This window comes from Nocardia sp. CA-107356, from assembly GCF_050946365.1.
Taxonomy (GTDB): domain Bacteria; phylum Actinomycetota; class Actinomycetes; order Mycobacteriales; family Mycobacteriaceae; genus Nocardia.
Genome location: NZ_CP191992.1, coordinates 9,045,031 through 9,070,791 on the forward strand (window position 1 = coordinate 9,045,031; position 25,761 = coordinate 9,070,791).

Annotated in this window: 27 protein-coding genes; 13 read left to right on the forward strand and 14 right to left on the reverse strand. The window is 66.9% G+C overall.

All coding sequences use genetic code 11. The features are described 5' to 3' along the window. Positions 1 to 64 precede the first annotated feature (64 nt). The 4 genes from ACQP1G_RS40960 to ACQP1G_RS40975 all read left to right on the forward strand — a co-directional run bounded on the left by ACQP1G_RS40960 (position 65) and on the right by ACQP1G_RS40975 (position 1,962). Complete coding sequence (locus ACQP1G_RS40960) at positions 65 to 610, forward strand: carboxymuconolactone decarboxylase family protein (protein ID WP_433195299.1); 546 nt, start codon at positions 65 to 67, stop codon at positions 608 to 610. A gap of 177 nt (positions 611 to 787) precedes the next feature. Continuing rightward, on the forward strand, positions 788 to 1,039 hold the full coding sequence (locus tag ACQP1G_RS40965; protein WP_433195301.1) for a hypothetical protein: 252 nt from the start codon (positions 788 to 790) through the stop codon (positions 1,037 to 1,039). Continuing rightward, on the forward strand, positions 1,036 to 1,449 hold the full coding sequence (locus ACQP1G_RS40970; protein WP_433195303.1) for a type II toxin-antitoxin system VapC family toxin: 414 nt from the start codon (positions 1,036 to 1,038) through the stop codon (positions 1,447 to 1,449). The genes ACQP1G_RS40965 and ACQP1G_RS40970 overlap by 4 nt, the downstream gene beginning before the upstream one ends. Positions 1,450 to 1,497: 48 nt before the next feature. After that, positions 1,498 to 1,962 (forward strand): tRNA (cytidine(34)-2'-O)-methyltransferase, encoded by a 465-nt coding sequence (locus tag ACQP1G_RS40975; RefSeq protein ID WP_433195305.1) that lies wholly within the window; start codon positions 1,498 to 1,500, stop codon positions 1,960 to 1,962. Between the two features lie 20 nt (positions 1,963 to 1,982). On the opposite strand, the gene ACQP1G_RS40980 is transcribed toward ACQP1G_RS40975, so the two are convergent. From ACQP1G_RS40980 to ACQP1G_RS41000, 5 genes are all read right to left on the reverse strand, one after another. Continuing rightward, positions 1,983 to 2,213 carry a DUF167 domain-containing protein gene (locus tag ACQP1G_RS40980; RefSeq protein WP_433195307.1) on the reverse strand — a complete coding sequence of 77 codons (231 nt, stop codon included), beginning with the start codon at positions 2,211 to 2,213 and terminating at the stop codon, positions 1,983 to 1,985. Beyond that, complete coding sequence (locus ACQP1G_RS40985) at positions 2,170 to 3,243, reverse strand: DUF4349 domain-containing protein (RefSeq protein WP_433195309.1); 1,074 nt, start codon at positions 3,241 to 3,243, stop codon at positions 2,170 to 2,172. The genes ACQP1G_RS40980 and ACQP1G_RS40985 overlap by 44 nt, the downstream gene beginning before the upstream one ends. Continuing rightward, positions 3,219 to 3,521 carry a hypothetical protein gene (locus ACQP1G_RS40990; RefSeq protein ID WP_433195310.1) on the reverse strand — a complete coding sequence of 101 codons (303 nt, stop codon included), beginning with the start codon at positions 3,519 to 3,521 and terminating at the stop codon, positions 3,219 to 3,221. The genes ACQP1G_RS40985 and ACQP1G_RS40990 overlap by 25 nt, the downstream gene beginning before the upstream one ends. Before the next feature lie 118 nt (positions 3,522 to 3,639). Continuing rightward, positions 3,640 to 7,002 (reverse strand): error-prone DNA polymerase, encoded by a 3,363-nt coding sequence (locus ACQP1G_RS40995; RefSeq protein ID WP_433195312.1) that lies wholly within the window; start codon positions 7,000 to 7,002, stop codon positions 3,640 to 3,642. A gap of 67 nt (positions 7,003 to 7,069) precedes the next feature. Continuing rightward, positions 7,070 to 7,525 (reverse strand): hypothetical protein, encoded by a 456-nt coding sequence (locus ACQP1G_RS41000; protein ID WP_433195314.1) that lies wholly within the window; start codon positions 7,523 to 7,525, stop codon positions 7,070 to 7,072. 231 nt (positions 7,526 to 7,756) lie between these two features. Between ACQP1G_RS41000 and ACQP1G_RS41005 the strand changes: the two genes are divergently transcribed. Next, positions 7,757 to 8,800 (forward strand): SDR family NAD(P)-dependent oxidoreductase, encoded by a 1,044-nt coding sequence (locus ACQP1G_RS41005; protein WP_433195316.1) that lies wholly within the window; start codon positions 7,757 to 7,759, stop codon positions 8,798 to 8,800. 178 nt (positions 8,801 to 8,978) lie between these two features. Here the strand turns inward: ACQP1G_RS41005 and ACQP1G_RS41010 are convergent, their stop codons facing one another. The 3 genes from ACQP1G_RS41010 to ACQP1G_RS41020 all read right to left on the reverse strand — a co-directional run bounded on the left by ACQP1G_RS41010 (position 8,979) and on the right by ACQP1G_RS41020 (position 11,319). Further along, entirely contained in the window at positions 8,979 to 9,893 is a 915-nt protein-coding gene (locus ACQP1G_RS41010) for a sucrase ferredoxin (RefSeq protein WP_433195318.1), read from the reverse strand. Further along, positions 9,893 to 10,459 (reverse strand): YdeI/OmpD-associated family protein, encoded by a 567-nt coding sequence (locus tag ACQP1G_RS41015; protein ID WP_433195320.1) that lies wholly within the window; start codon positions 10,457 to 10,459, stop codon positions 9,893 to 9,895. The genes ACQP1G_RS41010 and ACQP1G_RS41015 overlap by 1 nt, the downstream gene beginning before the upstream one ends. Positions 10,460 to 10,539: 80 nt before the next feature. Further along, on the reverse strand, positions 10,540 to 11,319 hold the full coding sequence (locus tag ACQP1G_RS41020) for an alpha/beta fold hydrolase (RefSeq protein ID WP_433195322.1): 780 nt from the start codon (positions 11,317 to 11,319) through the stop codon (positions 10,540 to 10,542). A 15-nt stretch (positions 11,320 to 11,334) separates the two neighbouring features. Between ACQP1G_RS41020 and ACQP1G_RS41025 the strand changes: the two genes are divergently transcribed. Beyond that, complete coding sequence (locus tag ACQP1G_RS41025; RefSeq protein WP_433195324.1) at positions 11,335 to 12,228, forward strand: class I SAM-dependent DNA methyltransferase; 894 nt, start codon at positions 11,335 to 11,337, stop codon at positions 12,226 to 12,228. A 151-nt stretch (positions 12,229 to 12,379) separates the two neighbouring features. On the opposite strand, the gene ACQP1G_RS41030 is transcribed toward ACQP1G_RS41025, so the two are convergent. Continuing rightward, positions 12,380 to 13,966 (reverse strand): DNA polymerase Y family protein, encoded by a 1,587-nt coding sequence (locus tag ACQP1G_RS41030; protein WP_433195326.1) that lies wholly within the window; start codon positions 13,964 to 13,966, stop codon positions 12,380 to 12,382. Positions 13,967 to 14,131: 165 nt separating this feature from the next. Beyond that, the gene (locus tag ACQP1G_RS41035) at positions 14,132 to 14,905 is read right to left on the reverse strand and encodes a hypothetical protein (RefSeq protein ID WP_433195328.1); all 774 of its coding nucleotides are present in this window, start codon (positions 14,903 to 14,905) and stop codon (positions 14,132 to 14,134) included. A 380-nt stretch (positions 14,906 to 15,285) separates the two neighbouring features. Between ACQP1G_RS41035 and ACQP1G_RS41040 the strand changes: the two genes are divergently transcribed. Genes ACQP1G_RS41040 through ACQP1G_RS41050 form a run of 3 tightly spaced genes read left to right on the forward strand, consistent with a single transcriptional unit; the run spans position 15,286 to position 17,912 of the window. Next, entirely contained in the window at positions 15,286 to 15,888 is a 603-nt protein-coding gene (locus tag ACQP1G_RS41040) for a TetR/AcrR family transcriptional regulator (RefSeq protein ID WP_433195330.1), read from the forward strand. Beyond that, positions 15,885 to 16,736 (forward strand): phytanoyl-CoA dioxygenase family protein, encoded by an 852-nt coding sequence (locus tag ACQP1G_RS41045; RefSeq protein WP_433195332.1) that lies wholly within the window; start codon positions 15,885 to 15,887, stop codon positions 16,734 to 16,736. Before ACQP1G_RS41040 ends, ACQP1G_RS41045 begins: the two co-directional genes overlap by 4 nt. Positions 16,737 to 16,790: 54 nt before the next feature. Next, positions 16,791 to 17,912, forward strand: coding sequence for a serine/threonine-protein kinase (locus ACQP1G_RS41050; protein ID WP_433195334.1), 1,122 nt, complete (start codon positions 16,791 to 16,793; stop codon positions 17,910 to 17,912). A 33-nt stretch (positions 17,913 to 17,945) separates the two neighbouring features. Here ACQP1G_RS41050 and ACQP1G_RS41055 read toward each other — a convergent pair whose 3' ends face one another. From ACQP1G_RS41055 to ACQP1G_RS41065, 3 genes are all read right to left on the reverse strand, one after another. Further along, the gene (locus ACQP1G_RS41055; protein ID WP_433209257.1) at positions 17,946 to 18,581 is read right to left on the reverse strand and encodes a response regulator; all 636 of its coding nucleotides are present in this window, start codon (positions 18,579 to 18,581) and stop codon (positions 17,946 to 17,948) included. 340 nt (positions 18,582 to 18,921) lie between these two features. Further along, a complete protein-coding gene (locus ACQP1G_RS41060; RefSeq protein WP_433195336.1) occupies positions 18,922 to 20,337 on the reverse strand; it encodes an ATP-binding protein in 1,416 nt (471 codons plus the stop codon). A 110-nt stretch (positions 20,338 to 20,447) separates the two neighbouring features. Next, positions 20,448 to 21,596, reverse strand: coding sequence for an FG-GAP repeat domain-containing protein (locus ACQP1G_RS41065; protein ID WP_433195338.1), 1,149 nt, complete (start codon positions 21,594 to 21,596; stop codon positions 20,448 to 20,450). A 377-nt stretch (positions 21,597 to 21,973) separates the two neighbouring features. Here ACQP1G_RS41065 and ACQP1G_RS41070 point away from each other — a divergent pair, with 377 nt between their 5' ends. From ACQP1G_RS41070 to ACQP1G_RS41085, 4 genes are all read left to right on the forward strand, one after another. Then, positions 21,974 to 22,618 (forward strand): MspA family porin, encoded by a 645-nt coding sequence (locus tag ACQP1G_RS41070; RefSeq protein ID WP_433195340.1) that lies wholly within the window; start codon positions 21,974 to 21,976, stop codon positions 22,616 to 22,618. A 420-nt stretch (positions 22,619 to 23,038) separates the two neighbouring features. Beyond that, positions 23,039 to 24,796 carry a PspC domain-containing protein gene (locus ACQP1G_RS41075; RefSeq protein ID WP_433195342.1) on the forward strand — a complete coding sequence of 586 codons (1,758 nt, stop codon included), beginning with the start codon at positions 23,039 to 23,041 and terminating at the stop codon, positions 24,794 to 24,796. Beyond that, a complete protein-coding gene (locus ACQP1G_RS41080; RefSeq protein WP_433195344.1) occupies positions 24,789 to 25,001 on the forward strand; it encodes a hypothetical protein in 213 nt (70 codons plus the stop codon). Before ACQP1G_RS41075 ends, ACQP1G_RS41080 begins: the two co-directional genes overlap by 8 nt. A gap of 74 nt (positions 25,002 to 25,075) precedes the next feature. Beyond that, the gene (locus ACQP1G_RS41085) at positions 25,076 to 25,258 is read left to right on the forward strand and encodes a hypothetical protein (RefSeq protein ID WP_433195346.1); all 183 of its coding nucleotides are present in this window, start codon (positions 25,076 to 25,078) and stop codon (positions 25,256 to 25,258) included. A gap of 27 nt (positions 25,259 to 25,285) precedes the next feature. Here the strand turns inward: ACQP1G_RS41085 and ACQP1G_RS41090 are convergent, their stop codons facing one another. Further along, positions 25,286 to 25,741 carry a hypothetical protein gene (locus tag ACQP1G_RS41090; protein WP_433195348.1) on the reverse strand — a complete coding sequence of 152 codons (456 nt, stop codon included), beginning with the start codon at positions 25,739 to 25,741 and terminating at the stop codon, positions 25,286 to 25,288. Positions 25,742 to 25,761 lie beyond the last annotated feature (20 nt).

Genomic DNA, 25,761 nt, shown 5'->3' on the forward strand with positions numbered 1-25,761 from the left:
CCTCGTCTACTACGCGGCGTAGTTTCGATAGGAAGAGATCCATCCGGCACAAGGGGTACGGACAATGCGAGCACTGACCCGGATTCGGCACTATCTGGCGGCGGTTCGGCAGGCGAAACGGAACCGATCCGACCTGTTCGGTTGGCTCATCCGACGACCACAGATCCTGTTCGGCACGGTCGGATACGAGACGGCACTGCTGTTCAGCAACCAGCTGGATCCAAGGCTCAAAGAGCTGGCCGAACTGAAGACCGCGGGGCTGGTGAATTGCGAGTTCTGCCTGGATATCGGGTCGGCACTGGCGCAATCGAGCGGTCTCACCGAACAGCAGCTCTTCGACCTGCCGCGCTACCGCACCAGTGCTGCCTATACCGACCTGGAAAAGCTCGTCATCTCCTTCGCCGAAGCCATGACCGCCACCCCGGCCATCGGACTCGACGACCTCCGCACCCAATTGCTGACCCACCTATCGAAAGCGCAGCTCGCCGAGTTGGCCGCCACCATCGCCTGGGAGAACCAACGCGCCCGCCACAACCAGGGGCTCGGTGTGCGCCCGACCGGCATGGCCGAAGGCGGGGCATGCGCACTGCCGGAGCGCCCGGCGAAGTAGGTCACGCCGTTCCCGGCAGGCCCGGGCAACCTGGTTGACTGCACCGGTGTTCCATCTGATGTTTCACGAGCCGTGTATCGGCTTCCGCGAAACGTCACGCGGGCTGTGCCGCCGTAATGACAATCTCCGGCATTGCTGTCACGACACGGAAAGTGGCTTGCCACTAAAATCAACGATATGACCGCAGCGCACGACTACGACGACCTGCATCGCCTGGTCGATCGGCTCACGCCGGACCAAGCGCACGCACTGCGAGCCGTCGCGTTGCAATTGGTTGTCACCGATGCCACGCAGCAAACGCCTACCACCGACTCCACGGGCGAGCGGCGACGGCATCTTTCATTCGCCGGCATGATGGACGCCGAGCCTGATCTCGCCGCGAGGTCGGAGGATCTGCTCCGCGAAGAACGTGGTAAACAAGCCAAGTGATCGTCTGCGACACAGGCCCACTCGTTGCTGTGCTGAACAAGAACGACGCGGATCATCGACGCTGCCTAGATCTCCTGGAGACCCATCCTGGGCCGCTGCTCGTGCCGAGCCCGGTGCTCGCTGAAGTCTGTTATTTCCTGGAAACTCGCGTTGGACCCTCGGTCGAGGCTACGTTCCTGGAATCGATCGCCAACGAAGAAGTCGAACTTGTCGACCTCACCCGAGCCGACCTATTGCGGATGGCCGAACTGGTTCGCAAATACGCCGACTTCCCGTTGGGAGCTGTCGATGCCGCCGTCCTTGCCGTCGCCGAACGACTCGACGTGCATGAGGTCGCAACCCTGGATCGTCGGCACTTCAGCGCTGTCCGAACCCGTCACCCTGCGCCTCTCCGGCTGCTACCCGACTAACCGACTCGTCCGATGGACGGCAGCGACCACCTGGTTGACTGATGCGTTGTGTTCCGATTGATGTTTCACGAGCCAGCCATCCCGGGGAATACCGGCAATGCGATTCGCCTGGTTGCCGGGACCGGGTGTGAGCTGCATCTGATCGAACCATTGGGGTTCGACCTTTCGGAGGCGAAGTTGCGGCGGGCCGGGTTGGACTACCACGATCTGGCTTCGGTGACAGTGCACAAGACTCTCGCGGCGGCGTGGGATGCGGTGCGGCCCGAGCGGGTGTACGCGTTCACGACGCAGGCGACCAGGCGGTATACCGATGTGGAGTATCGCGAAGGTGATGTGCTGCTGTTCGGCACCGAGCCGACGGGGTTGCCCGCGCAAGTGCTCGACGATCCGCACGTCACCGACCAACTGCGCATTCCGATGCTGCCCGGCCGCCGCTCGATGAACCTCTCCAATGCCGCCGCTGTCGCCGTGTACGAGGCTTGGCGCCAGGTCGGCTTTCCCGGCGCGGTATAACGCCTGCGCTGGTGCGGGTTTCAGAGGTCGACTTCGAAGCGTTTGAAGCGGGAGGTCGCGCCGGCGGCCAAGCGGACGGCGGATTTGGGGACGCCGTAATGCTCGGCCAGGAGTTCGATGGCGGCCTTATTGGCCTTGCCTGCCACGGCGGGGGCGCGCACGTACAGCTGGAGGGTGCCGTCGTCGAGGGTTTCGACGAGTGGGCCCTTACGGCTGTTCGGTCTGATCGTCGCCCTTACCACCGTCGGCACCTGTATCTCCTATCGTCCCAGCACCTTTCGCCGTCCCAGTGCCCGCACCGGTTCCGGCACTCACACCCGCGTCGGCACCTTCGGCTGCCGTTGTGCCCGCCCCGGTCGCAGCACCGACCACCGCCGCAGAGTTCTCGGATCTGCCGGTGGATTCTTTCGGACTCGCGGACCCGCCCTTGCGAGCACCCCACACGCCTCGCACCACACCCCACACCACCGCGCCGATCACCACGACGAACCCGAGCCACGGAATCGCCTTGCCGGTGAACACGACCGCGTCCTTCAGCCAATCCACCAGCGAATGCCAGCCGGAGACGATGCCGTCCCAGAAGTTGGACGGACCCTCCTCGGATTTCTTGTCCTCGGTGGTGATGTCGATGGTGAGCGTGGATAACGCGACCTGATCGTCGAGGTGGCGCTTCTGCGCGGTGAGGCTGTCGAGTTCACCCTGACGACTCGACAGCGCCTGCTCGGCGGCGATGAGATCCGCGGTATTGGTGGCTCCGGCGATGAGCGTGCGCAACCGGTCGACCGAGGCCTGCAGCGCCTTGATCCTGGCGTCGAGGTCCTCCCATTGCATGGTGACGTCATCGCGGTTGGTGCTCATCCGGGTGACCCGGCCGACCCCGCCGAGGCCATCGATGAATTTGTCGGTCTTATCCGCGGGCACCCGCACGGTGAGGGTCGCCTCCGGATCGGTGTCGTCGGTCCCCGGCTGCTCGGTGCGGCTGTCCACCCGGCCGCCGACCTCGCGCACCTGATCGGTGACCTGACCGGCCACCTTGATCGGATCCCCGGCGGTGATATCGACGCTGCCGGTGATGACCTCCTTGCGCGACTCGACGGTGTTCGCACCGGTATCCCCCTTCGCAGGGGAACCCTCGCGCAGACTCGGTGGCGGCGCCATCGGCGCCACGGTCGCCATGCTCGACCGCCCCGAACCGGTTTTGTCGTCGCCCTTGTCATCACCACAGCCGACCAGCAACGCCACACCCAGCAGGCCGATCACCAGCACAGCAAGCTTCCGCATGGACGCAGGTTAGCCGCTGCGGTGAATTCGGTCACGAAGCTCGTCGTGGGCCGTCTCCCCGAGATCGGAGCGATACCGACCAGTTCGATCTGATCGGCGAGCGGCGGCCAGGACCGGCCCGGTTCGTTGAGCCGCATCGACACCGCGCCGTGCACCGCAGCACGCAGGTCCAACATGACCGATACCGGGTCGTCGGCGGGTGCGGAACCGGCATCCGTACAGCGTCGGATCGCGGCGGCCGTGCGTTCGGTCAGTTCCCGCTTGAACGGCATGGCCACGCGCTGATTGAGGGTGCTCTCTATCTTCCGCCTCGACGACGGAAAGCTGGTCGAACACTGGGATGTCATCCAGCCGGTACCGGAGCAGGCCGCCAATGTGAACGGAATGTTCTGGACCTCAACGGAAGTCGCGCGACTTCGAGTCGACGCGCAGGTCCATGCGCTGCAGATGTTCGGCGACGACGCTGACCGCGCCCTCGGCGTTCTGGACCCGGCCGCGGATGAGCAGGGCGGTGGCGCCCTGGGCCAAGCGGCGGTAACGGGTCCAAAGGCCGACCGAGCAGACGACGTTCACCATGCCGGTTTCGTCCTCCAGATTGAGGAAGGTGACACCGGCGGCGGTGGCGGGGCGTTGGCGGTGTGTGACCGCGCCGCCGACCAGGACGCGGGAGCCGTCGGGCACGTCGAGCAGCCCGGCGGCCGGGATGACGCCGAGCGCATCCAGTTGGGGGCGGAGGAATTCGGTGGGATAGCTGCCCGGGGAGACGCCGGTGGCCCAGACGTCGGCGGCGGCCAATTCGAGTTCGCTCATACCGGGCAGGGCGGGTGCGGTGGTGGCGGCGCCGGTGCCGGGGAGTCGGTCGGGGCGTTCGCCCGCCGCGGCGCCCGCCGCCCACAGGGCCTCGCGGCGGGTGATGCCGAGACAGCCCAAAGCACCTGCGGTGGCGAGAGATTCGGCTTGGGCAACGGTGAGTTCTACCCGTCCGGTCAAATCGAGAAACGAGGTGTACGCGCCAGCCGAGCGTGCGGCGACAATGCGCTCGGCCAGGTCGGTGCCGATGTGGCGGATCGTCGCGAGACCCAGACGCACCTCGTCACCGTGGTTTTCCAGGGCGGGTTCGGCGCGGCTGGCGTTGATATCGGGTCCGTGCACCAGGACTCCGTGCCTGCGCGCGTCGGCGACGAGCGACTGCGGGGAGTAGAAACCCATCGGCTGGGCGCGCAGCAGTCCGGCGCAGAAGGCCGCCGGATAGTGCAGTTTGAACCATGCCGAGTAGAACACGATCGAGGCGAAGCTCTGCGAGTGGCTTTCCGGGAAGCCGAAATTCGCGAAGGCGTAGAGCTTCTCATAGATGCGGTCGGCGACTTCGCCGGTGATGCCGTGCAGGTCGCGCATGCCTTGATACAGCCTGCCCCTGAGGCGCTCCATGCGTTCCGGGGAGCGTTTGGAGCCCATGGCGCGGCGCAGCTGATCGGCCTCGGCGGCGGTGAAACCGGCGACATCGATGGCCATCTGCATGAGCTGTTCCTGGAACAACGGGACGCCGAGGGTACGTTCCAGCGAATTCTCCAGCGCCGGATGGTCATAGCGCACCTTCTCGTGGCCATTGCGGCGACGGATGTAGGGGTGCACCGAGCCACCCTGGATCGGGCCGGGGCGGATCAGCGCCACCTCCACCACCAGGTCGTAGAACTTCCGCGGCTTCAGCCGGGGCAGCGTGGCCATCTGTGCCCGCGACTCCACCTGGAACACCCCCACCGAATCGGCACGCGAAAGCATTTCGTAGACAGCGGCTTCCTTCAGGTCCAGCTTGTGCAGCTCAACCGTTTCGCCCTTGTGTTCGCGCACCATATCGATCATGTAGTGCAGCGCGGAGAGCATGCCGAGGCCGAGTAGGTCGAACTTCACCAGATCTATTGCGGCGCAATCGTCTTTATCCCACTGCAGCACGCTGCGACCGGGCATGCGCGCCCATTCGACCGGGCAGACATCGGCGATGGGCCGGTCACAGATCACCATGCCGCCGGAGTGGATGCCGAGATGCCTCGGCAGACCCTCGATTTCGGTGGCCAGCTCCAGCACTTCCGCGGGAATGTCGGTACCGGTCTCGGTGCCGACTCCGGTCCAGCGACTCACCTGTTTACTCCAGGCATCCTGCTGTCCCGGCGAAAAGCCCAGTGCGCGTGCGGCATCGCGGACCGCGGACTTGCCGCGATAGGTGATCACATTCGCCACCTGCGCGGCATATTCACGGCCGTATTTGGTGTAGACGTGCTGAATCGCCTCTTCGCGGCGATCGGATTCGATATCGACGTCGATATCGGGCGGGCCGTCGCGCTCCGGGGCGAGGAATCGTTCGAACAGCAGATCGGCGGCGACCGGGTCGACATTGGTGATGCCGATCGCGTAGCAGACGGCCGAATTGGCCGCCGAACCCCGGCCCTGGCACAGAATGTCGTTATCCCGGCAGAAGCCGACGATATCGTGCACCACCAGGAAGTAGCCGGGAAACTTCATCTGCTCGATGATCGCGAGTTCGTGCTCGATCTGCCGATACGCCTTGGGATTTTCCGGTGGCGGACCGTAGCGTCGAGCGGCGCCCGCGAGGGTGAGTTCACGCAACCACGACGCCTCGTCGTAGCCGTCGGGCACGTCGAACGGCGGCAGCTTCGGTGCGATCAACTTCAGATCGAAGGCGCACTCACGGGCCAGCGTCACCGCATTCGCCACCGCCTGCGGACAGGCGGCGAACAACTGCGCCATCTCCGCACCGGAGCGCAGATGCGCGCCACCGGTCGGCGCCAGCCAGCCCGCGATATCGTCGAGGCTCTGGCGCGCCCGGATCGCCGCGAGCGCCATGGCGCGGCGACGTTGGGCGGGTGCGGCGAAATGCGCTCCGGTGGTAGCCAATACGGGCAGGCCGAGGCGGTCGGCCAGTGCGATGAGGTGGGTGTTGCGTTCGTCGTCCTCCGGAATGCCGTGATGGGTGAGTTCCACGCTCACCCGGTCGCCGCCGAAGCGTTCGGTCAGGTCGCGCAGGGCGGCCTCCGCCCGCGCCAGACGGGTGTCCCCCGTGAGCAGGTCGCGGTCGAGGGCCTGACGGACATGGCCTTTGCGGCAGCCGGTCAGGATGTGCCAGTGCCCGCCCGCCGCCGTGGTGAGTGCGTCCAGGTCGTAGCGGAGGATGCCCTTCTCCCCTGCGGCCATATGCGCGGCCGCGATCTCGCGGGAGAGTCGGCGATAGCCCTCTTGACCGTGTGCGAGCACCAGCAGATGCGGACCGGCGGGGTCCGGCGAGCCGGTGCGCGGCGCCGAATCAGGGGCGCTGACATGTCCGAGCGAATTCCCCAGTTGCGGTGCGTCTTCCGCGGTGCCGAGCGACAATTCGGATCCGAATACCGTCGGTATACCCCATTCCTTGGCCGCCTCGGCGAAGCGCACGGTTCCGTAGAAGCCGTCGTGATCGGTGAGTGCGATCGCCGCTAGCCCGAGCCGCACCGCCTCCTCCACCAGTTCCTCCGGCTGACTCGCACCATCGAGGAAGCTGTAGGCCGAATGCGCGTGCAACTCGGCGTAGGGCACCACCGGTTCAGCGGTTGGTTCGACCGGTTCGGCCCGATACTCCCCACGCTTGCGCGACCACGCCGGACTGTCGCCGCCGTCGCCCGGATACATCGCATCCGGATTCGTCCGACCGGGTCGCCCGGACAGCACCCGCTCCATCTCCGCCCAGGTCGGCGGGCCATTGCTCCAACCCATGACACATCACCTCCTCACTATTCGAACATACATTCGAACTGCGCGGGAGGTGCGGGTACCGGTCGAATCAGATAGCCGGAAGCGACGCCATCGACTTCTCGGCCAACGCGGCCTCGACCTTGTCCAGACCGGAGCGGATCACGGCGCCATAGGCGTCATTGGCGAGGACGTCGAGGTGCCCGCGCGCGATGGTCAACTGCATATAGGCCACATCGAAGTCACCCACGCGACGATGACTGTCGGCGAGATTCAGGTAGAGCGAAGGTAGGAATCCGCGCAGCCCCTCATCGAGCGGAACGCCGGGGCCGAATACCGCGGCCAGGGCGCGCTGATCCCAGCGCAGCGCGCCTTCGGCCGCGCCCTGCAGATCGGCAAGGTGATGCGCAATCACACAGCGCTGCAACGGATCCCCACCGTCGCCGAGCTCGTCCCACAGTTCCTCCAGCATCCGCCGCGCCGCCTCCGGGTCGCTGCCGGAGAGCCGCACCGCGGCAAAGATTTCCGCCATCCGATCGTCCGCCATGCGCAGAGTATCGCACATATGTTCGATAGATTCGACACCGGTTCGAGCACCTCGGCGCGCCCGGCGATTCGACCGCTCGACGCGACACGGCGGCGTGCGCGAAGCGCCCGGAGGCAGCGGCTTGCGCAACCACGGAAGGCCCGCGAATGTCACCAATCGAGCAGAGCGCACTTGGCAGGTAAACTTACTTCGGAGTAAGTTCATGCCAACTCGACCTGCAAAGGAGCAGCGATGAATACAGCATCGCGTAGCGATTCCGTGGGGGGTGGCGGCCGGGAGACGGGTGGCCCCCGAGCTTCCGCTGACGACGCCGACCCGCGCGGGCAGGTCCGGCGCAACCGCCGCACTCACGACCTCACGGGGCGGCATGTACTCATCACCGGCGCGTCCTCCGGCATCGGCCGGGCCGCCGCGCTGGCCGTCGCGGATAGGGGCGCCATCGTCTTCCTGCTCGCCCGGCGCGCCGACGAACTCGCGGCCGTGGTCGAGGAGATCCGGGCCGAGGGCGGCACCGCCTACGGATACCAGTGCGACGTAACCGATTCCGATTCCGTCGACCATGCCGTCAAGACCATTCTGGACGAACACGGCCACGTCGACATGCTGGTGAACAACGCGGGCCGCTCCATCCGCCGCGCCATCCACCGCTCCACCGACCGGCTGCACGATTTCGAACGCACCATGGCGGTCAATTACTTCGGCGCACTGCGGTTGACGCTGGCGCTGCTGCCGCAGATGCGCGAGCGCAAGTTCGGCCACATCGTCAATATCAGCAGTGCGGGCGTGCAGGTGGCCACCCCGCGCTTCTCCGCCTACCTCGCGAGCAAGGCGGCGCTGGATAAGTTCACCGAGGTCGCCGCGGTCGAAACCATGGCCGACGGTGTCACTTTCACCACCATCCATATGCCACTGGTGCGCACCCCGATGATCACCCCGAGCGGTGCTCAGGGACCGTCGGAGTCGCCAGAGTGGGCCGCGGCCACCATCGTGCGCGCACTGACCGAGCGTCCCAAGCGCATCGACGTCCCGCTCGGCACAATCGCCGAATACGGTGCGCTGCTCACCCCGAAAATTCGCGACCGCATCCTGCACCGCTACTACCGCGCCCTGCCCGACTCACCCGCCGCCAAGGGCGAGCAGGTGGACGCCACGGATGACGAACCGGCGCAATCGCCTGCCTCACGCCGGGAACCGCGCCACCAGTCGGCAGCCCGCCGGGTTACCGGCACCGCCCTGCGCCGCGCCGCCCGCTGGGTCCCCGGCACCCACTGGTGATCCCGCGACCTTCATCCCGCAGGGGGCGATAAAGGTCGCCGCGAGCGGGACCTGGTCGCGGTGGTTTACCACTGACCGCCGCGGCCATGTCCCGTTCGTCGTTCTCAGCCGAGGACGGATCGGGGAAGTAGATACGTGTGCTCGGCCGCGGCGCCGATCCAGGTGCTGGATCGGGCGGTCAGCGTATGGTCAAGGAGTGGATCTGGTCGGCCACGACCGCCGTGACCGGTTTCGGGGCGGCGCCGCAACTGGCCTGGCGCGCAGGCAATCCGACGGTGCGAGCCGTCACACGCCAGCGGCGGCCGTCGCGATGAGTTACCAGCGCGACCCCAGCGAGGGTGGGATCGGTTGCGGCGGAATCGGTTTCGAGGTCGACGATGAGATCATCGACGCCCGCCGAAACCTGTTCGCGGACCGTGATTTCGGCGACCTGCTCGACCGGCCCATACCCGCTACGGCCGCGCAGACCGGCCAATGAGACCGTGCCGCGGCGCGCGGCCTCGACCGCCGCGATGGCGGCCGCGGTATCGACGCGGCCGTAGGTCAGGCCGGAGGGCAGCAGCACCATGGCCGGAGCGAAGCGATGGCCGCCGGTGTGCGAGCACTCCCAGACCTGGTCCGGATAGTCCGCGGCCAGATTCGCGGCGATCGGACGGCCGAACAGCGCACAGCATTGATCGCGTTTCCCGTGCGCGCAGACCAGGATCAACGGATCACGCACGGGCGCACCGATTCCCGGCGATGGTCCGTTCACCAGGTGCAGGTCCAGCTCCAGCAACTGCTTCAGGTCGGTGATCTCGAAGCGTTCACACCAGGAACCCCGCGGACCCGAACTGGCGATCAAAACCGTTCGGGTGCCGGTGAATTCGCTGCGGCCGGGTCGCCGGATCAGCGTCGGGCGCACCTTCGCAGCAGTGGTACGGGCCGCCAGTTCCGCCGTGATCTCCTGGCCGAGCACTTCGTCACCGATCACATCCCGGCCCCACGCACCCGGCTGCTCGACACACAACCACCCCGTCACCCGAGTTGCCGTGCCGGGCAGGGGCACATCGACCGCGGCCGCCGCCGAGCAGAGCATTCCTTCGAATCCCATCAGTCCAACGTCTGTCCGTCGGCGAATCTCTGCACGAACTTCTCGATGCGCCGCGCCCTGGTCTCGGGTCTCACGGCGTCGGCGAGCAAATAGCCGACAGCGGCCCGATGCTGGTTGCCCAGTGTCCGGAAGAAGGCCTCGGCCTCGGGATTTCGCGCGAGCGCGTCGAGGAAGTCCGGCGGCACCGTATCGGCGCCATAGGCCACATCCCAGCGGCCGTCCGCCTTGGCCCGATCAATCTCGGCCTGTCCGGCCGGATGCATCAGCCCCAGCTCGATCAACTCGGCGACCAGCCCGATATTGCGCAGCGACCACGGGCTGCGCTTACGTCGCGGGGTGAAGCCGACCTGCCAGAACTGCTCATCCTCGCCGCGCGCCTGCCCATCGATCCAGCCGAAGCACAGCGCCTGCCGCAGCGCGCCCGCATGGTTCAGCGAGACGCGTCCGGAGCCCTTCTTGGCGAAGCGCAGCCAGACCCCGTCTACCAAGGCGTAGTTGTCCGTGAGCCAGTCGCGGAACGACTGCTCGTCGGCGAAGAACAGAACCGGACGGTCTAGCGCGGACATCGCTTCACTCTAGAATCCGCCGCCCCGACACCGCGGCCCACACCACGAAATCCGGGACAAAGCGGGCAGGTGGGGTGCACTCAGTTCACGGCGAGGAATGGCAGGACGGCGTCCTCGAATTCGCGGTAGCGGTCGCGGTGAATGCTGTGGCCGCAGGTGAAGGCGGCCACCGTGCAGTCCGGGATGGTAGTGCGCAGGATCGACAGTTTTTCCGGATCGACCATGCCGCCGGGGCCGCCGCGCAGCACCAGGGTGGGCGCGGTGATATCGGAGAGCCGGTCCCACCACTCCGGATTCGGTTTGCGGAACTGCTCGAGCGCGGTCCGCGTCATCGAGCGATCGAAGGCAAGTACCGCGCGCGGATGCCGGATCAGGCTGGTGGTGGCATGCCAGAGTTCCGGAATCGTCGGAAAGCGATGGGTCAGCTTCACCTCTTCGTCGCCCGAGCGCAGTGGCATCGGACACTCCTCGATGACCAGCCGCCGCACCAACTCGGGCCGCTCCTGCGCGACACACGAGACCGCGTAGCCACCCAGCGAATGCCCGACCAGATCCACCGATTCCAATCCGAGTCGGTCACAGAGGTTCAGCACGTCGTCGCCGAATTCGGCGAATAGATACGACTCGGTGTGCGCGCTACGCCCGTGCCCGCGCAGATCGGGAATGATGACCCGCCGCCCGGCCCGTGCCAACGTGTGCGCGAACCGATCCCAGGTATGCCCGTCCCCGCCCATACCGTGCACCAGCACGACCGGCACGCCAGCGCCGACCGCGGAATCCCGATAGGCGATCTGCACGCCGTCGAACGCAGCCCTGGTCACCGTGAGATCCACGATTTCCGAGGCTACCGGCGTCGCCATGCACCCGCCCCCGACTTGTCGCGCGCATCACTACCCATCAGCCCCACCAGCACCACCAGCTCCGCAATCACCGAGAACCCCACCGACGCGGCGGCCTGCGACGGCGGCTGCTTTCGTGTAGCGGTCTCGCGAAGTTACCTGGCGAGTGCGAAGCTGCCCGGACCGGAAATCACCTGGCGGATTCCGGGGGATCACGGCAATACTCCGACTATGCCCTCCTTCGCGGACTTCGATCGCCGCAACTATCGGACCGTTGACGTCGCCGCCGGGTATGACGGGTGGGCGCCTACGTATGAGCAGACTGTCATGGACGAGATGGATCTCGCGCTGCTGGATCGGCTGCGAACCCCGAACTGGAGCGCGATGCGGCGCGTCGCGGATCTCGGCTGCGGGACCGGGCGGACCGGAGCTTGGTTGCGGGAGCGGGGAATTCGGCGGATCGATGGCGTCGATGTGAGCGCGGGGATGCTCGAGCGAGCACGCGGGCGAGGGGTGCACACCACGCTCACCAAGGCCGACGTACGTGATACCGGATTAGCCAGTGGCACATACGATTTGGTGATCTCCTCACTGATCGATGAGCACTTGGACGACCTGCGGCCCTACTACGCCGAGGCCTGGCGGCTGGCCGCACCCGACGGCAAATGCGTCACGGTCAGTTATCACCCGCAGTTCATGATGGTGACCGGCATGCCGACGCACTACACGCCCGCGACGGGTGAGCCGGTCGCGATCAGTACGCATCTGCATTTGATCAGCGAACAGGTGTCGGCGGCGTTGTCGGCAGGGTGGGTGCTCACCGAGATGGCGGAGGCACTCGTGGATGACGCGTGGATCGCGGCCAAGCCGAAATGGGCTGAGCTGCGCGGACATCCGTTCACGCTCGCGTTGGTGTGGTCGCGCCCGTAACCGGCTGTCACCCGACCGATCCGGCACCCTATCGGCGACAGTCGTGCCCGGCAGCGATCTGTTGGATTCCCGGCTGAACCGGAGCCAGCGCTGGTCGTTCGCGCATGGTGTGATCGCGTAACAGCCAGCCGCGCAACACATCTGTGCATCGTCAGTCGTAAAGCCCTTCCGCACGCCAAGTCCGGTCGTTATAGATGAGCAGTAGGACACGGACATCGGCCGGTTCACCGGCGAGCTGCACCTGGATGCGGGCGGCGATTCCGGCGCAGAGGGTGTCGGATTCCGGAGTCCACCAGTGTTCGTCCACCGGCCACGGACCCGCCCAGCCCGCGAGTTGCCACTGTTTGCTGCCCCAGCGCAGCAGGGTCGGGTCGGCGGTGAACAGGCCGCGGTCGGTGACCTGCACCGGGGTTCCGTCGGCGGCCTCCAGCTGCACCACCGGGCGGTTCACCAGGATCACCGCGGGTGCGGGGCGGGGTAGGCGGCCGGGCCAGGGCAGAGCCGGGTCAGTGGCCGGAACCGGCTCGTCACCGAGTGCGACCATGGTGATGCGTTCGGCGGGTCCGCGCCCACCGCTGAGCACGCCGACCCGGACCGCCTCGCCGCCGAGCAGACCCTGCACCCGGATCAACGCGCGGCGGGCCCGCTCGTCCTCCTCGCCGACGCCACCCCACAGGCCGAGCTGAAGTGCGCTTGCCGCAACGACTTCGACGGGTTCCAGGCGCAGCAGTGTGATCGGTGCGGTGGGGCGGTCGCGGCGGGTGAGCCAGCCGTCCAGCTGCCAGCGCACCCGATCCGCGGTGCCATCCGGGGTCAGCGGTTCGGCGCACCGCCAGATGCGCGAAAGTTGTTCACCCGCCTCGGTTTCCGCCGATATCGATAACCGGGTGCAGGCCATCGAGGCACGCGACAACGCCTCGTGCAGCTGGGTGGCGAGCATGCGGCCCGCGAAGGCGGCCGCATCGATCCGATCGATCGGCGGATCACAGCGGTACTGCACCGCCAGATCCGGCGGCGGACGGCGCGCGGACGGCGGCCGCTCCGGCACGGCCCTGGCACAGCGGTGCGCGAGCACGGCATCGGCGCCGAAGCGCGAGGTGACCTCGAACGAGGTCAGCATTGCGAAATCACCGATCCGTCGCAGTCCCAAGCGGTGCAACAGATCCACCAGATCGATGCGCTCCGGTGCGGCCAGGCTCGGTTCGAGCGCGAGTTCACGCACCGGCAGCGGCGCCAGGAACCGCGCACCCTCGCCGGTCGGCACGATCGCGGCAAACCGCGCCGCGATCACCGCCGTCGACAACTCGTCGGCGATGCCGATCTGCGCCTCCACCCCCACCGCGGCCGCCGCATCGACGAGCCGTTCGGCCGCCGCCTCCTCGGACCCGAAATACCGTGCCGCACCCCGCGCACCGAGTACGAGCAGCCCGGGACGCAGCACCTCCACACCGGGCACCGTCGCATCGATGGCCGCGACCACCGGCTCGAACAACCGCGCATCCCGATCCGGATCCGCCTGCGCGACATACACATTCGGACACCGCGACTGCGCCTCCCGCTTGGTCAGTCCGCGCCGCACCCCCTCGGCCCTGGCAATGGCCGAACACTCCACCACCTTATTGCCGAACAACACCGCCACCGGCCGCGTAGCAGGCACCCGCGCCACCGCCGCCGCCGTCACCGCCCCCCAGTCCCGACACCACAGCCCCAACACCCGCCCCCGACCCGGCCGAATCACCACCCCACCTCTGCGGGCACCCCGTGTGACAACCGGGCACCCGCTGCATGGGGTGCCCGATCACGAGATGGGGTGCCCGGCCCGCCGCCGCGTCGAGACTCCGAATCGATGGAAAGACCGCTTCGCGCAGATGAACTCATGGCGCGGCGGTGACCCCGGGCCGGCTCATGACGCCGCACCGTGTGCCTCGATCGTCGCCTCATCGGCGACCGTTTCCAGCGATACCCACTCCACGCGACTCGTGCTGGGGCGCAGTTCGATTCGGCCGTGGCATGGCGGGCCCGCCTTGCCACGGACCGCGACCTCCAGACGCACCGAGCGGAGTCGACCGTGGCCAGCGCCGAGACCGCCGTACCCGGCGACGCGGGTGTCCAGGCGCAGGGACGGGTTGGGCCAGCGACCGTCGGTGACCACCAGGGTGGCGCCCTTGCTGCGGGCGCGGGCGGCGATGACGCGGGTGCGAGATGGGGCGACGGCCATGCCGCCGAGGCCGAGCACCACCAGATCGAGACCGTCGAGCAATACCGCGGCCACCTCCACCGGATCCGGGCCGGGATCGGCGACGACGGCGAGGCGTTGCAGTTGCGCGCCCATCTCGACCGCGGCGAGCAGCCCGAGCCGGGGCACCCCGACCACCGCGGCATGTCCGCCCCCCTCGGTCACCGCGGCCAGCAGCCCGACCAGCAGCGAACTCGCACCCGAGTAGGCCACGACCGAACCCTTGATCAGGCCGCCATCGGGCAACAGCTCGGCAAGGGCAGGCGGCACGGCCAGCGCCTCCCGGTGCAATTCGGCGGCACGAGGTATCCGCTCGGCCGCCGCTTCCCCGCGTCCGGGTATCGCCACCATCCGTCGGCGCAGCTCATCCAGTGTCGGTTTATCCCGCGGCGGCATCCCATCCCGCCGCTTCCCCGCCCCTGAATCCTCAGCCGAACCCATCACAACCACCTACTTCCACGATGGACCCGAGGCGAAGCACGCGGAGTGAACCCTCACGATCAAGGTTCAGCACCGACTCAGCTATCGATCGCTATCGAATATACGTTCGATATCCGCTCAGTAGAAACCCGCCCCCGACTTCCGTCAAGTGCGCACACCGACCTCGACTACTTCGCAACGATGCCGTTGTTTTTGAGTTGAACTCAACTTAAGATCGGAGTCATGAGTGAGCGCAGCGAGCGAACATCAACACAGCCGACATGTCGGTCATGACGGAACCGAGCGCCAGCGAGGCGGAGTCATGAGTGAGCGCAGCGAGCGAACATCAACACAGCCGACATGTCGGTCATGACGGAACCGAGCGCCAGCGAGGCGGAGTCATGAGCGACCAAGAATGGTCCCGCCGCGGCGCGACCGCACGTAGGCGCCTGCTGGAGGCGGCGCATGCGGAGTTGAGCGAAACCGGAGAACTCGAGGTGGCGGCCGTAGCCCGCCGCGCCGGAGTCAGCGTCGGACTGCCCTACCGATACTTCGGCTCGCGCAGCGGACTGCTCACCGCCGTCATCACCGACTTCTACGACCGCCTCGGCGAGCAGGTCACCTATGCGGAGTTCGCCGGAAAGGATTGGCGCGAACGCGAACACGCGCGCGTCGTTGCCTGGGTGAACTTCCTCTATGACGATCCGCTCGCCCCCGTCGCACTCGGCCGATTCGGTGACGCCGAGGCGGCGAGTGTGGAACGCCAACGACTGCAGCAGGCGATCGAGGTCGGCATCCGGAATATGGCTCAGGGCCAGCGCCAAGGCGCGGTGCCCGCAGACCGCGACCCGGAGTTACTCGTCGCGGCCGTCCTCGGCGGCGTGAACATGGCCGTGGCGGTGGCGCTCACCCGCAACCCGCGACCGGACCGCGCCGTCGTCGCCGACCAAGTGTGGGAATTCGTGGCCGGAGCAACCGGCTCGGGGAAGGAAGAACAACGATGAGCAACACCCAGCCAGAGGTCGAACGACTCGAGGATCTCACCGGCGACCTGTCCCGAACCCACCGCGCGGTGCACGCGACGCGCGACGTCCCAGCCGCACAGGTGGACGCCGATCTCGCCGCCCTCGACCGTGACGGCTACGTCATCCTCGATGGACTGCTCGACGCGGCGCAATGTGCGGCCCTGCGCACCGAACTGCTGCCCCTCCTCGGCCCGAATGGACGAAATGCGTTCGAGGGACACCACACTCAGCGGCTCTACAGCGTGCTCGGCAAGACGCGCATGGTCGATGGGCTGGTCGACCATCCCCGCGTGCTCGCCCTGCTGGATCGGCTCCTACTACCCGGCTACCTGCTGTCACAGTTGCAGATCATCAATATCGCCCCCGGCGAGAATGCCCAACTCCTGCATCCCGACGACGGCTTCTACCCGGTGCCGCGACCGCGAAAGGCGTTGTCGGCGGCCACCATCTGGGCGATCGATGAATTCACCGCCGAGAACGGCGCGACAATGCTGATCCCGGGCAGTCACCGTTGGCCGGACGGTCGGACACCGCAGCAGGACGACGTGCGCGTGCCCGGCGTCATGCCCGCCGGATCGTGCGTCTTCTTCCTCGGCACCCTCTGGCACGGCGGCGGCGCGAACCACTCGGCGCGCTCGCGTTTGGCCGCCACCGCGCAGTACTGCGAGCCGTGGTTGCGCACTCAGGAAGCGTTCACCCTCTCGACAAGTCGCGATACGGTGCGCGCGGTATCACCGGAAATCCGGCGCATGCTCGGCTACAGCATCCACCCGCCCTTCATCGGCATGGTGGACGGTATGCACCCGGATCGGCTACTGACGCAATAGGGTGTCGGCCTCGAATCAGGCCAGCTAACCCCATTTTCCGCTACCCTCGCACCCGTGACCGAACGCGCTCGCCCCATTGTCGGCCCCGATTATCTGGTCGCTGGCCGCTACCGTCTGCAGTCGAAGCTGGGTGGCGGCGGTATGGGCGCGGTTTGGCTCGCACACGATCGCCTACTCAACCGGGATGTCGCGATCAAACAGGTGCTCACCACCGCCGGGCTCCCGGAGGCGGAAGCCAATGAGATCCGTAACCGGATCATGCACGAGGGCCGGGTCGCGGCCAAGCTGTCGCATGAGCATGCCATTGCGGTGTACGACGTGGTGCTCGAGGCGGGCGAGCCGTGGCTGGTGATGGAACATCTGCCATCACGTAGCGTCGCAAGGGCATTGGCGCTGGTGAACACGCTGCCGCCGATCGAGGTGGCGCAGATCGGGGCGCAGGTCGCCGATGCATTGGCGGCCGCACACGCCGCGGGCATCGTGCACCGCGATATCAAACCGGGCAACATCCTCGTCGCCGACCGCGGCCCCGTGGTCGGCATGGCCAAGCTCAGCGACTTCGGCATCTCGCGCGGTGCGACCGACAATTCCGACGAACCGGACGGCGTGATCACCGGCACCCCGGCCTACCTGCCCCCGGAGGTGGCGCGCGGCGCGCAGCCGACCACGGCCAGCGATGTGTTCTCCCTCGGCGCCACGCTCTACACCGCGATCGAAGGGCAACCGCCGTTCGGCATGGACGACGACACCGATGCCGTGGTCTATCGCGCCGCCATGGCCCAGATCATCCCGCCCAGCCGCAGCGGCATGCTCACCAACGCCCTGCTGCACATGATGGAACCCGCACCGCAGCGCAGGCCGACGATGGCCGAGGCGCGCGATGAAATCCTCACCGCCGCATTCGGTCCCGGCACCGGTCCGTATATCCTCGGCGCCCCGGTGCGCACCGAGGACGGCACCATTCCGGCATGGGCCGCCCGCAATTCGGCATCGGGCCTGCGCAGCCCGCACTCGACCCCGCTGCCCCGCCCGCAGCGCAATATCGCGAGCCCCACCGCCGCGGCCGCACCGCAACGCGCCAAGCCGAAAGAGCCGAGCAATGCGCCATTGGCCATCGCCATCGGACTCCTGATCGGGCTGATCCTCATCATCGCCGTCATCATCGCCATGATGTAGCCGCCGCCCGACGATCGGCAGAGCGCTAATGGTTCAGTCGATGCGGCGGCGGTGGGCCCAGCGGGTCAGGGCGTTGCGGTTGGACTGCTGGGTTTTGCGCAGGACGTTGGAGGCGTGGGTCTCAACGGTTTTCACCGAGATGTAGAGGTTTTCGGCGATTTCGCGGTAGGTGTAGCCGCGGGCGAGCAGGCGCAGCACCTCCAGTTCACGCGGAGTGAGCGAGTCCAGTTCGGGATCCAACGGCGGCTCCGGCACCGGTGACCTCCCGGTGAACGAGTCCAGCACGAACCCGGCCAGTCGCGGACTGAATACCGCATCGCCACCGGCGACCCGCCGAATGCCATCGGCCAGTTCGGATCCCGAGATCGTCTTGGTGACGTAGCCGCGCGCGCCCGCCCGGATCACCGCGATCACATCCTCAGCGGCATCGGAGACGCTCAACGCCAAGCACACCGGACCGTCATCGATACCGGACAGCACCGCGACCCCACCCCCGTCGGGCATGTGCACATCGAGCAGCACCACATCCGGCCGCGCCGCATTGATCCCGGCGACCGCCTCGGCCACGCCACCGGCCTCCCCGACCACCTCCATATCGGTTTCCCGGCTCAGCTCCGCCCGCACGCCCGAGCGGAATACGGCGTGATCATCGACGAGAAAGACCCGCACGGTCACCTACTTCTCCTCATCCTCGGTGGATCGACCACCCTGACGCACGGACCACCCGCAGGCCGTCCGCACTTCATCGGTACCACAACCGCCATCGCATCTGTCGCCATCCGAGTCACTACCCGCACCGCGTCATCGGAGCGAGCCAATGCGACGTCTCGAATACGCTGCTCGCCAACCGGACCGGACTCGCCTCGGCGACACCCCGATATCCAAACGCCTCGACCACGTCGCCGATCTCGCGTTCCGTCGATGAGACACCATCGGCTCACGGCAGACCCTGAAACTCGCCCTGCCGCCGCACGCCGTCAGCACAGAGCCCACCGCTGGACGGCACGGGTCATCGACCGTTACGAACCGGCTGGCGTGCCCCATCACCCTGTTCGTCGCCGACCGGCACGTCGTCGGCCCGATCCTGATCACCGGAATCGGTGCGCGGCATGATGATCCGCACCTCGGTACCCCGGCCGGGCGTGGACAGGATCTCCACCGAACCTCCGCGCCGCTCGATCCTGGCGCGAATGGATTTCGCGACACCCTGCCGATCCTGTGGCACCGCCGCGATATCGAATCCGGCCCCGCGATCGCGCACGAAGACGCTCACCTGATGCGGTTCCGCCTCGGCGAACAGATCGATCTCCGGGACGCCCGCATGTTTGGCAGCATTCACCAGCGCCTCCCGGCTCGCGCCGAGCAGTGCGGTGAAATGCTCCTTCGGCAGACCGGATCCGCTGTCGTCACCGTCCATCGTCACATCGCCGACGGTCACCGGGGTCACCTTCACCCCGTGCTGGTCCTCCACCTCACCCGCGATCGTGCGCAGCGCGGCGGCCAGACTCGACTGTGCGGGAGCGGAATCCTCGAAGAGCCAGCGGCGCAGTTCCCGCTCCTGACTGCGCGCCAGCCGGACCACCTCTTGTGGATCGTCGGCCTGACGCTGGATGAGCGCCAGCGTCTGCAATACCGAATCATGCAGGTGGGACGCGATCTCCTCGCGTTCATCATTGCGAATGCGGGCCGAGCGCTCGGCATTCAGCGCCCGCATCATCCGCAGCCACAGCGGTACCGTCAACAGTCCGGCACCGACCAGTGTGACCGCCACCGCGATCAGCGCGGAACCGAGCGAGCTCAGATCGATCCTGGCCAGCACCACCACACCGAGCCCGAGCACGATCATCGTGATGCCGGCGACGATGCGCGACCAGGTCACCACCGAGGGGCGCGCGGGCAGCCCGAGTAGCGACCGCGGACCGTCGGTGTCGTACTCGCGCCACACCAGCGCCGCACCGACCGCAACCACGACGATCGGCACGATCACCTTCGCCGCGGTTCCGCTGAACAACCACGACACCCCGACCGCGAGCCCGATGCCGAGCAGAGCCAGCCCGATCGCCTGACGGCGCTCCCGACCGGTCGGCTTCGCCGCATCATGGCCGCCCGGGGTGAAGATCCACAGCATCCCGTAGGCGACGATCCCCGCCCCCGCCAGCGCGGACAGCAATACGAACGCTATCCGCACCTTGAATACGTCGAGCCCGAGGTGATCGGCGATACCACCGGCCACACCGCCGACGATCCGGCCACCCGAGCGCCGCACCAGCGTGGGATACGGCGGCTCGGTGTACAGCAGCACCGGCGCCGGGCCGAAGCCGCGCCCGGGCCCCGGGGCAAACCCGGGCGCGACGCCCGCACCCGGCCCAGCGCCCCACGCGGCACTGCGGGGGTCATCCCCTCGGGCAGCATCGAACGCGGGCATGGACGGGTACATACCTTCGATACTGGCACGGCCCACCGACACCCGACCATCAGGAATCACCCTGATCTATCGGTGACAGGGCCCGGCCCGCCGGAGCCCGTGGCGGTCGATCAGGCCGAGTAGTCGATAGCGGGGCCGAAGGTGCCGTCACCGTTGCCATAGCGCAGGGTGATGTTCCCCGAGCCGGTGTTGCCGATGACCGTGTCGATCTTTCCGTCGCCGTTGAAGTCGGCGAGAATCGGGGTGGACAAGGGGACGAGCCCGCCGGAGGGGTATGTGTGCGGCGAACCGAAGGTCCCGTTGCCGGTCCCGAGCAGCACGCTGATGCTGGAGGTGCCGCCGTTGGCAACCACCATGTCGAGCATGCCGTCGCCGTTGATATCGGCGAGGTCGAAACACTGCGGGAGCAAACCGCCGGTTTGATATGCCGTGGGCGCGCCGAAGGTGCCGTCACCGTTGTTGAACAGCGTGGACACGGTGCCCGCGACAAGGTTGGAGAACAGGATGTCGGGCTTGCCGTCGGCGTTGATATCGCGCGTCATGCCGTACCAGGCGGTCAAGGCACCCTCGCTGAACGTGGTCGGGGCGGCGAAGGTGCCGTCACCGTGGCCGCGGTAGATCTGGATGGTGCTGTTGACGTAGTTGCCTCGCAGCAGGTCGAGGTTGCCATCCCCGTCGAAGTCCGCGACATCGGCGGATCCGGAGCCGACGCCCAGGTTGCTGGAAAGGGTGTGTGCCGCGGAGAAAGTGCCATCGCCCTTGCCCAGGAGCACCGACCATGACGGTGCCTGGTTGGAGGTGGCCAGGTCGGGGTTGCCGTCGTGGTCGAAGTCGCCGACGACCACCGCCCCGGGGGCCAGGTCCGTCGCGTAGTCGACGGCGTTGGCGAAGGTGCCGTCGCCGTTGCCCATCAGTATGGAGACGTCGCTCGAGGTGAAGTTGGTAACGGCCATATCGAGTTTGCCGTCGTGGTCGAAGTCCGCGATGGCGACGTAGTCCGCCTGACCGCCGGTGGCGTAGCGGACGGCGGGCTCGAAGCCGCCGCCGGGCCTTCCCAAGAAAACCGAGACTCCGAACCCGAGCACGAAATCGCTGAATACGACGTCGGTGTAGCCGTCGTCGTTGAGGTCGGCGATCGCGGGAACCGCGGGGCCAGTCAGGTTGGGGAGCACATCAGCGGATGCCGGAGTGCTGGTGAAGGCGGTACCCGCCAATGCCGTAGCGACGCAAGCGCTGACGACGAACCTGGTGCGTGACACTGTTTCTCCCGGTTGTCCGATATCGGCAGAATGCTACGGTCTTCTCAGACGTGGTGATCATGCGCAGGCCGCCGATTTCTGTCCGGTCCGGACAAGAAAGCCACGCTGACCTGCCGTTCTTATATCGATCTCCGGCGTCTTGCGTCGCCCGGAGCGGACAACCGACGGATCCGCCGCCGACCTGGGCACCGCCGGACCGGATAACTGCCGCCAGGCATGGCTACCAGCACTTTTCCGCTCGTCGACCGATCAATGGCTTAGGCAACGCACAGCGCTGCGCCATACGTTTCTTTCGGGGCGAAACGTCCCACTCAACACTGCGGCCGGAGACGGCGGCACTCGCTCCGCGGGGCGGAGCACAGGTTCGGGGAGGAACCATGAATATCAAGTCGGTACTGGTCACCGCCGCCACCTTGGTCGGAATGGCCTTGGCGGGTGCACCATTCGCCAACGCCCAGGGGATGGCGCCACACGAGAAGAACTATTCGGGCCCAGCGGGATTCGAGATGACCGTCGGTCACATGGACGAGCAATTCCGCCCGGTACCGCCGCTCAACGGCATGCCGACCAACCGAGAGGTATTCCTGGACAACACCTTCTACGGCACGGTCCCCACGAATGCGACGGGGACCATGAAGGTGGGCTACCTCGTCGCCTGTGCGGTCGATCTCGATCTCACGATCGGCATCCAGGCCGGGATCGGCTTCGACGCCGGGTTCAGCATCGGTGTCAGCGGCAGCGCAGACTCGATGTCACCGAACTTCGATGCCAGCATCGGCCCGAAGATCTACGCCGGAGTCAGGCTCGATATGTCGATCGCACCCGGTGAGATCAAGCCGATCGAAGTGGGCACGAAGGAACTGGTTCCAGGCGGGACCGGCTATCTGGTCAGCCACGACTACCACCTACTGGTGAAGAACTGCGGCGGCCCACTCACCATCCAGTCCTACATAACCCTCACGGCTGTCTCGCCCCAGGTCACCGCCGCCGACGCGGTGACAGGAGATCGAATCTTCCTGTAACCCACCAAGACTCGAGCGGCGATGCGATCGACGATCGCGTCGCCGCTCGACCCGTGCAAGCACCCCGAACCGGCCAAATTGTCGGCGCTCCTCGAACACCGCAGCTACCTGCCCTGCGCACCAGGCTGGCGCTGTGGGATATCTCGAAACCGGACCGCCCGGTCCAGGTGGGTACATCCCCGCCGGAGCGCTCGTCGCTGATGTTCGACCGATCATGCACCCCGACAGCCGCACCAACGCATCTGTCATGCCACCGCCACCCTCATGACTCCCGAGCTGTGGCAGCGCTACCTGCCCCAACTTCCCTACCGTCCGCCCTGCGGCTAATGAACAAGAGACCGATTGGTCCAAAAGTATCAGCCATAGTTTCAGGGTTCCCCCCGATGCGCCGAAGCGCTGGTCAGCACCACCATGGAAACCATGACGAAAACGAGCTTCGGCGATCAGCTTCACCAGATGTGGCAGACGCGGCCCGTCCGGTTGCCGCGGCAAGGTCCGATCGCAGGCGTCGCGGCCGGATTCGGGCAGCGGTACAGCATCGATCCGGTGCTCATCCGGGTCGCCTTGGTGGTGTCGACGATCTTCGGCGGTGCGGGCATCGTGTTGTATCTGCTCGCCTGGCTGCTGCTGAGCGAGGCGGGTGATCAGTCGTCCGCGGCCGAGTCGCTGGTCGGCAAGGGGCACAGCTCGCAGTCGCAGACCAAAACCATCGTTTTGATCGTGGCACTCGCCATCGCGGTGACCACCATGGGGCCGGTCGGCGTCGGACTGGCGGGCTCGGGCCTGATCAGCATGGCGCTGATGCTGGCCGGTTGGTGGATGCTGCATATGCGCAATCCGCAGCCACCGCCCGGTACCAGCGCGCTCGGGGGCTTCGATGAAGGTCTCACCGCGACGAGTTATCCCGCGACCGGCTATCCCGGGGCCGTATTCCCGCAGCGCACGGGCCCCGGTGATTTCTACTCCCCCGATGTCCCGCCGACCAGCATGTACACCCCGTACACGACGTTGCCGGACACATATGTCCCGGACGCTCCGGCCCAGGGGGCACCGCCTGCGAGTGCCCCGGCGCAGCAGGCGGATCCGGACACGGTCTTATCGCACGACGCCGAAACCGAACTCATCGAAAAGGGCAGCACGCCGGTCGATGCGGACGCTACGCCAGCTGATGCCGAGACGGTTCTCCTAGGCAAAGAAGGCGCCGACACGGTGCTGCTGGACAAGGGCGACGGAGAAACCGCGGTGCTTCCCCAGGGCGATGTAGCGACCACCGCGCTCGACAACGGCACAACACCGATAGGAACCGCGGCCGCACACTCGACCGGCGCGAGCACGACGTCCGACGTGGCCGGAGCCAGTACACAGCCTCTTGATAAAGCCACCACGCCCGGCGCGAGCAACACCGCCACGAACATCGGCGGCAGCTCGTCGCAAACCGAATCTGCCTCCGGCACAAGCACGTCCGGGACCCCGGTCTCGGCTCTCGCGCGGCCGACACCGACCGGGACAACCCCACCCTCCTGGGACCCGCTCGGCGTCGCCCCACTCGCCTGGGACCTCCCCGAACCCACCCCGACCCGCACCATCGTCGTACCCCCGCCCAAGCGTCCCCGCTCCCGGCTCACCCCGGTGGTGCTCGGCCTGGCCATCCTGGCCGCCGCGGGTGCGGGCGCGATGGCCGCATCGGGTATGGACTGGATGACACCCGGCCGCATCGGCGCGGTCGCCTTGGCGGTAATCGGTCTCGGTCTGGTGCTCGGTGCGTTCCTGCGCCGCGGCTACGGCCTGCTGGTCCTCACCGCGCCACTCGCCGGATTCGTGGTGCTGGCCTCGATGATCGGCCCGATCGAATTCGACAGCACGACCGTCGGCGATCGCACTTGGACGCCGACCGCGATGACCGATCTGGCGCCGAAGTACGAGTTGACCATAGGGACAGGTGTATTGGACCTGCGGTCGCTGAAGCTGAGCGAGAACCGCGCCGTCGAGGTCGCGGTTCAGCTCGGTGACGCCGAGATCCTGCTCCCCGCGGACATGACGGTGCGCACCGACTGCACCGTCAATCTGGGAGATGTCCACTGCCCCACCGGGATCACCGGCCCGAACACTCCCGGCACACCGGTGCTCGACCTGAAAGTCCATGTCCGAACCGGCAATGCGGAGGTGCACCGTGGCTGACCCAACCGATAACAACCCGACCAAGCGCGGACCGTCCGCCTCGTTACTGATCGTCGGCCTGCTCGCCCTCGGTGTCAGCATCTGGGCCTTCATCGGCCCGGCCACCATGACCGCCACCGGCGTGGTCTCGCTCGGCTGGGTCGTCGTGATCGCAGCCATCGTGGTCGGCATCCTGCTGGTCATCTCCCCACGCAAACCACATTGATCGACAACCGAATGAACCGACAAAAATGGCCCGCCTCCGACGGGCCATTTTCTTTCCGGCAGAGGAGAACGCCAATGCCCATGGAACAGTTCGACATCGACGACGAACCTACCGATCACCTGGGAATTCCGTTGGGGCGGTTCATGCCATTGACACCGAGTCGGAGCTACCTCGGCGGTGGCTTGTTACTCGGGCACCTCGTCCTCGGCGGTGCAACGAACCGAGCAGCACCGACCGGAACCGACCACACCGAATAGCACTGCCGGACAGCACCGCCCTCGGCGCTACTCCAAAAAGGCTGAACAGCCGAGATGTTCGCTGATCCGCTCCAGCAACCGCTGCATACTCATCCGCTGTTTCCCCTCGACACCGCGCGCGATCATCGGCACCATCCACCGCCGACTGGTGGCGACGTTGAACACCTGCTGGGTCACCCGAGATCCCTTCGGATGCGGCAACACTCGGCATTCGGCGCGAAACCACCACTGCCCCTCCACCGCGAGCATCGCTTGCGCCCGATCCACCTCGACGCGGATCCCGTTGGGAGAACCCGCGAGCGCGGCCCGGAATTCGTTCGGGCCGCCGCGCAGCTGCATCGCTGGATCCGGCCCGGTGGCGAGGAAGAAGGCGTTATCCGGGCCGACCGGACCCGCGCTCACCGTGGTGAGCAGCGCGGCCACGACCCCGCACGGGGCCTCGACAACCGCGTTGACTGTGCAGAGCGGCTTCTTCGCTGCCATCCGGACCCCCTGGAAACTGG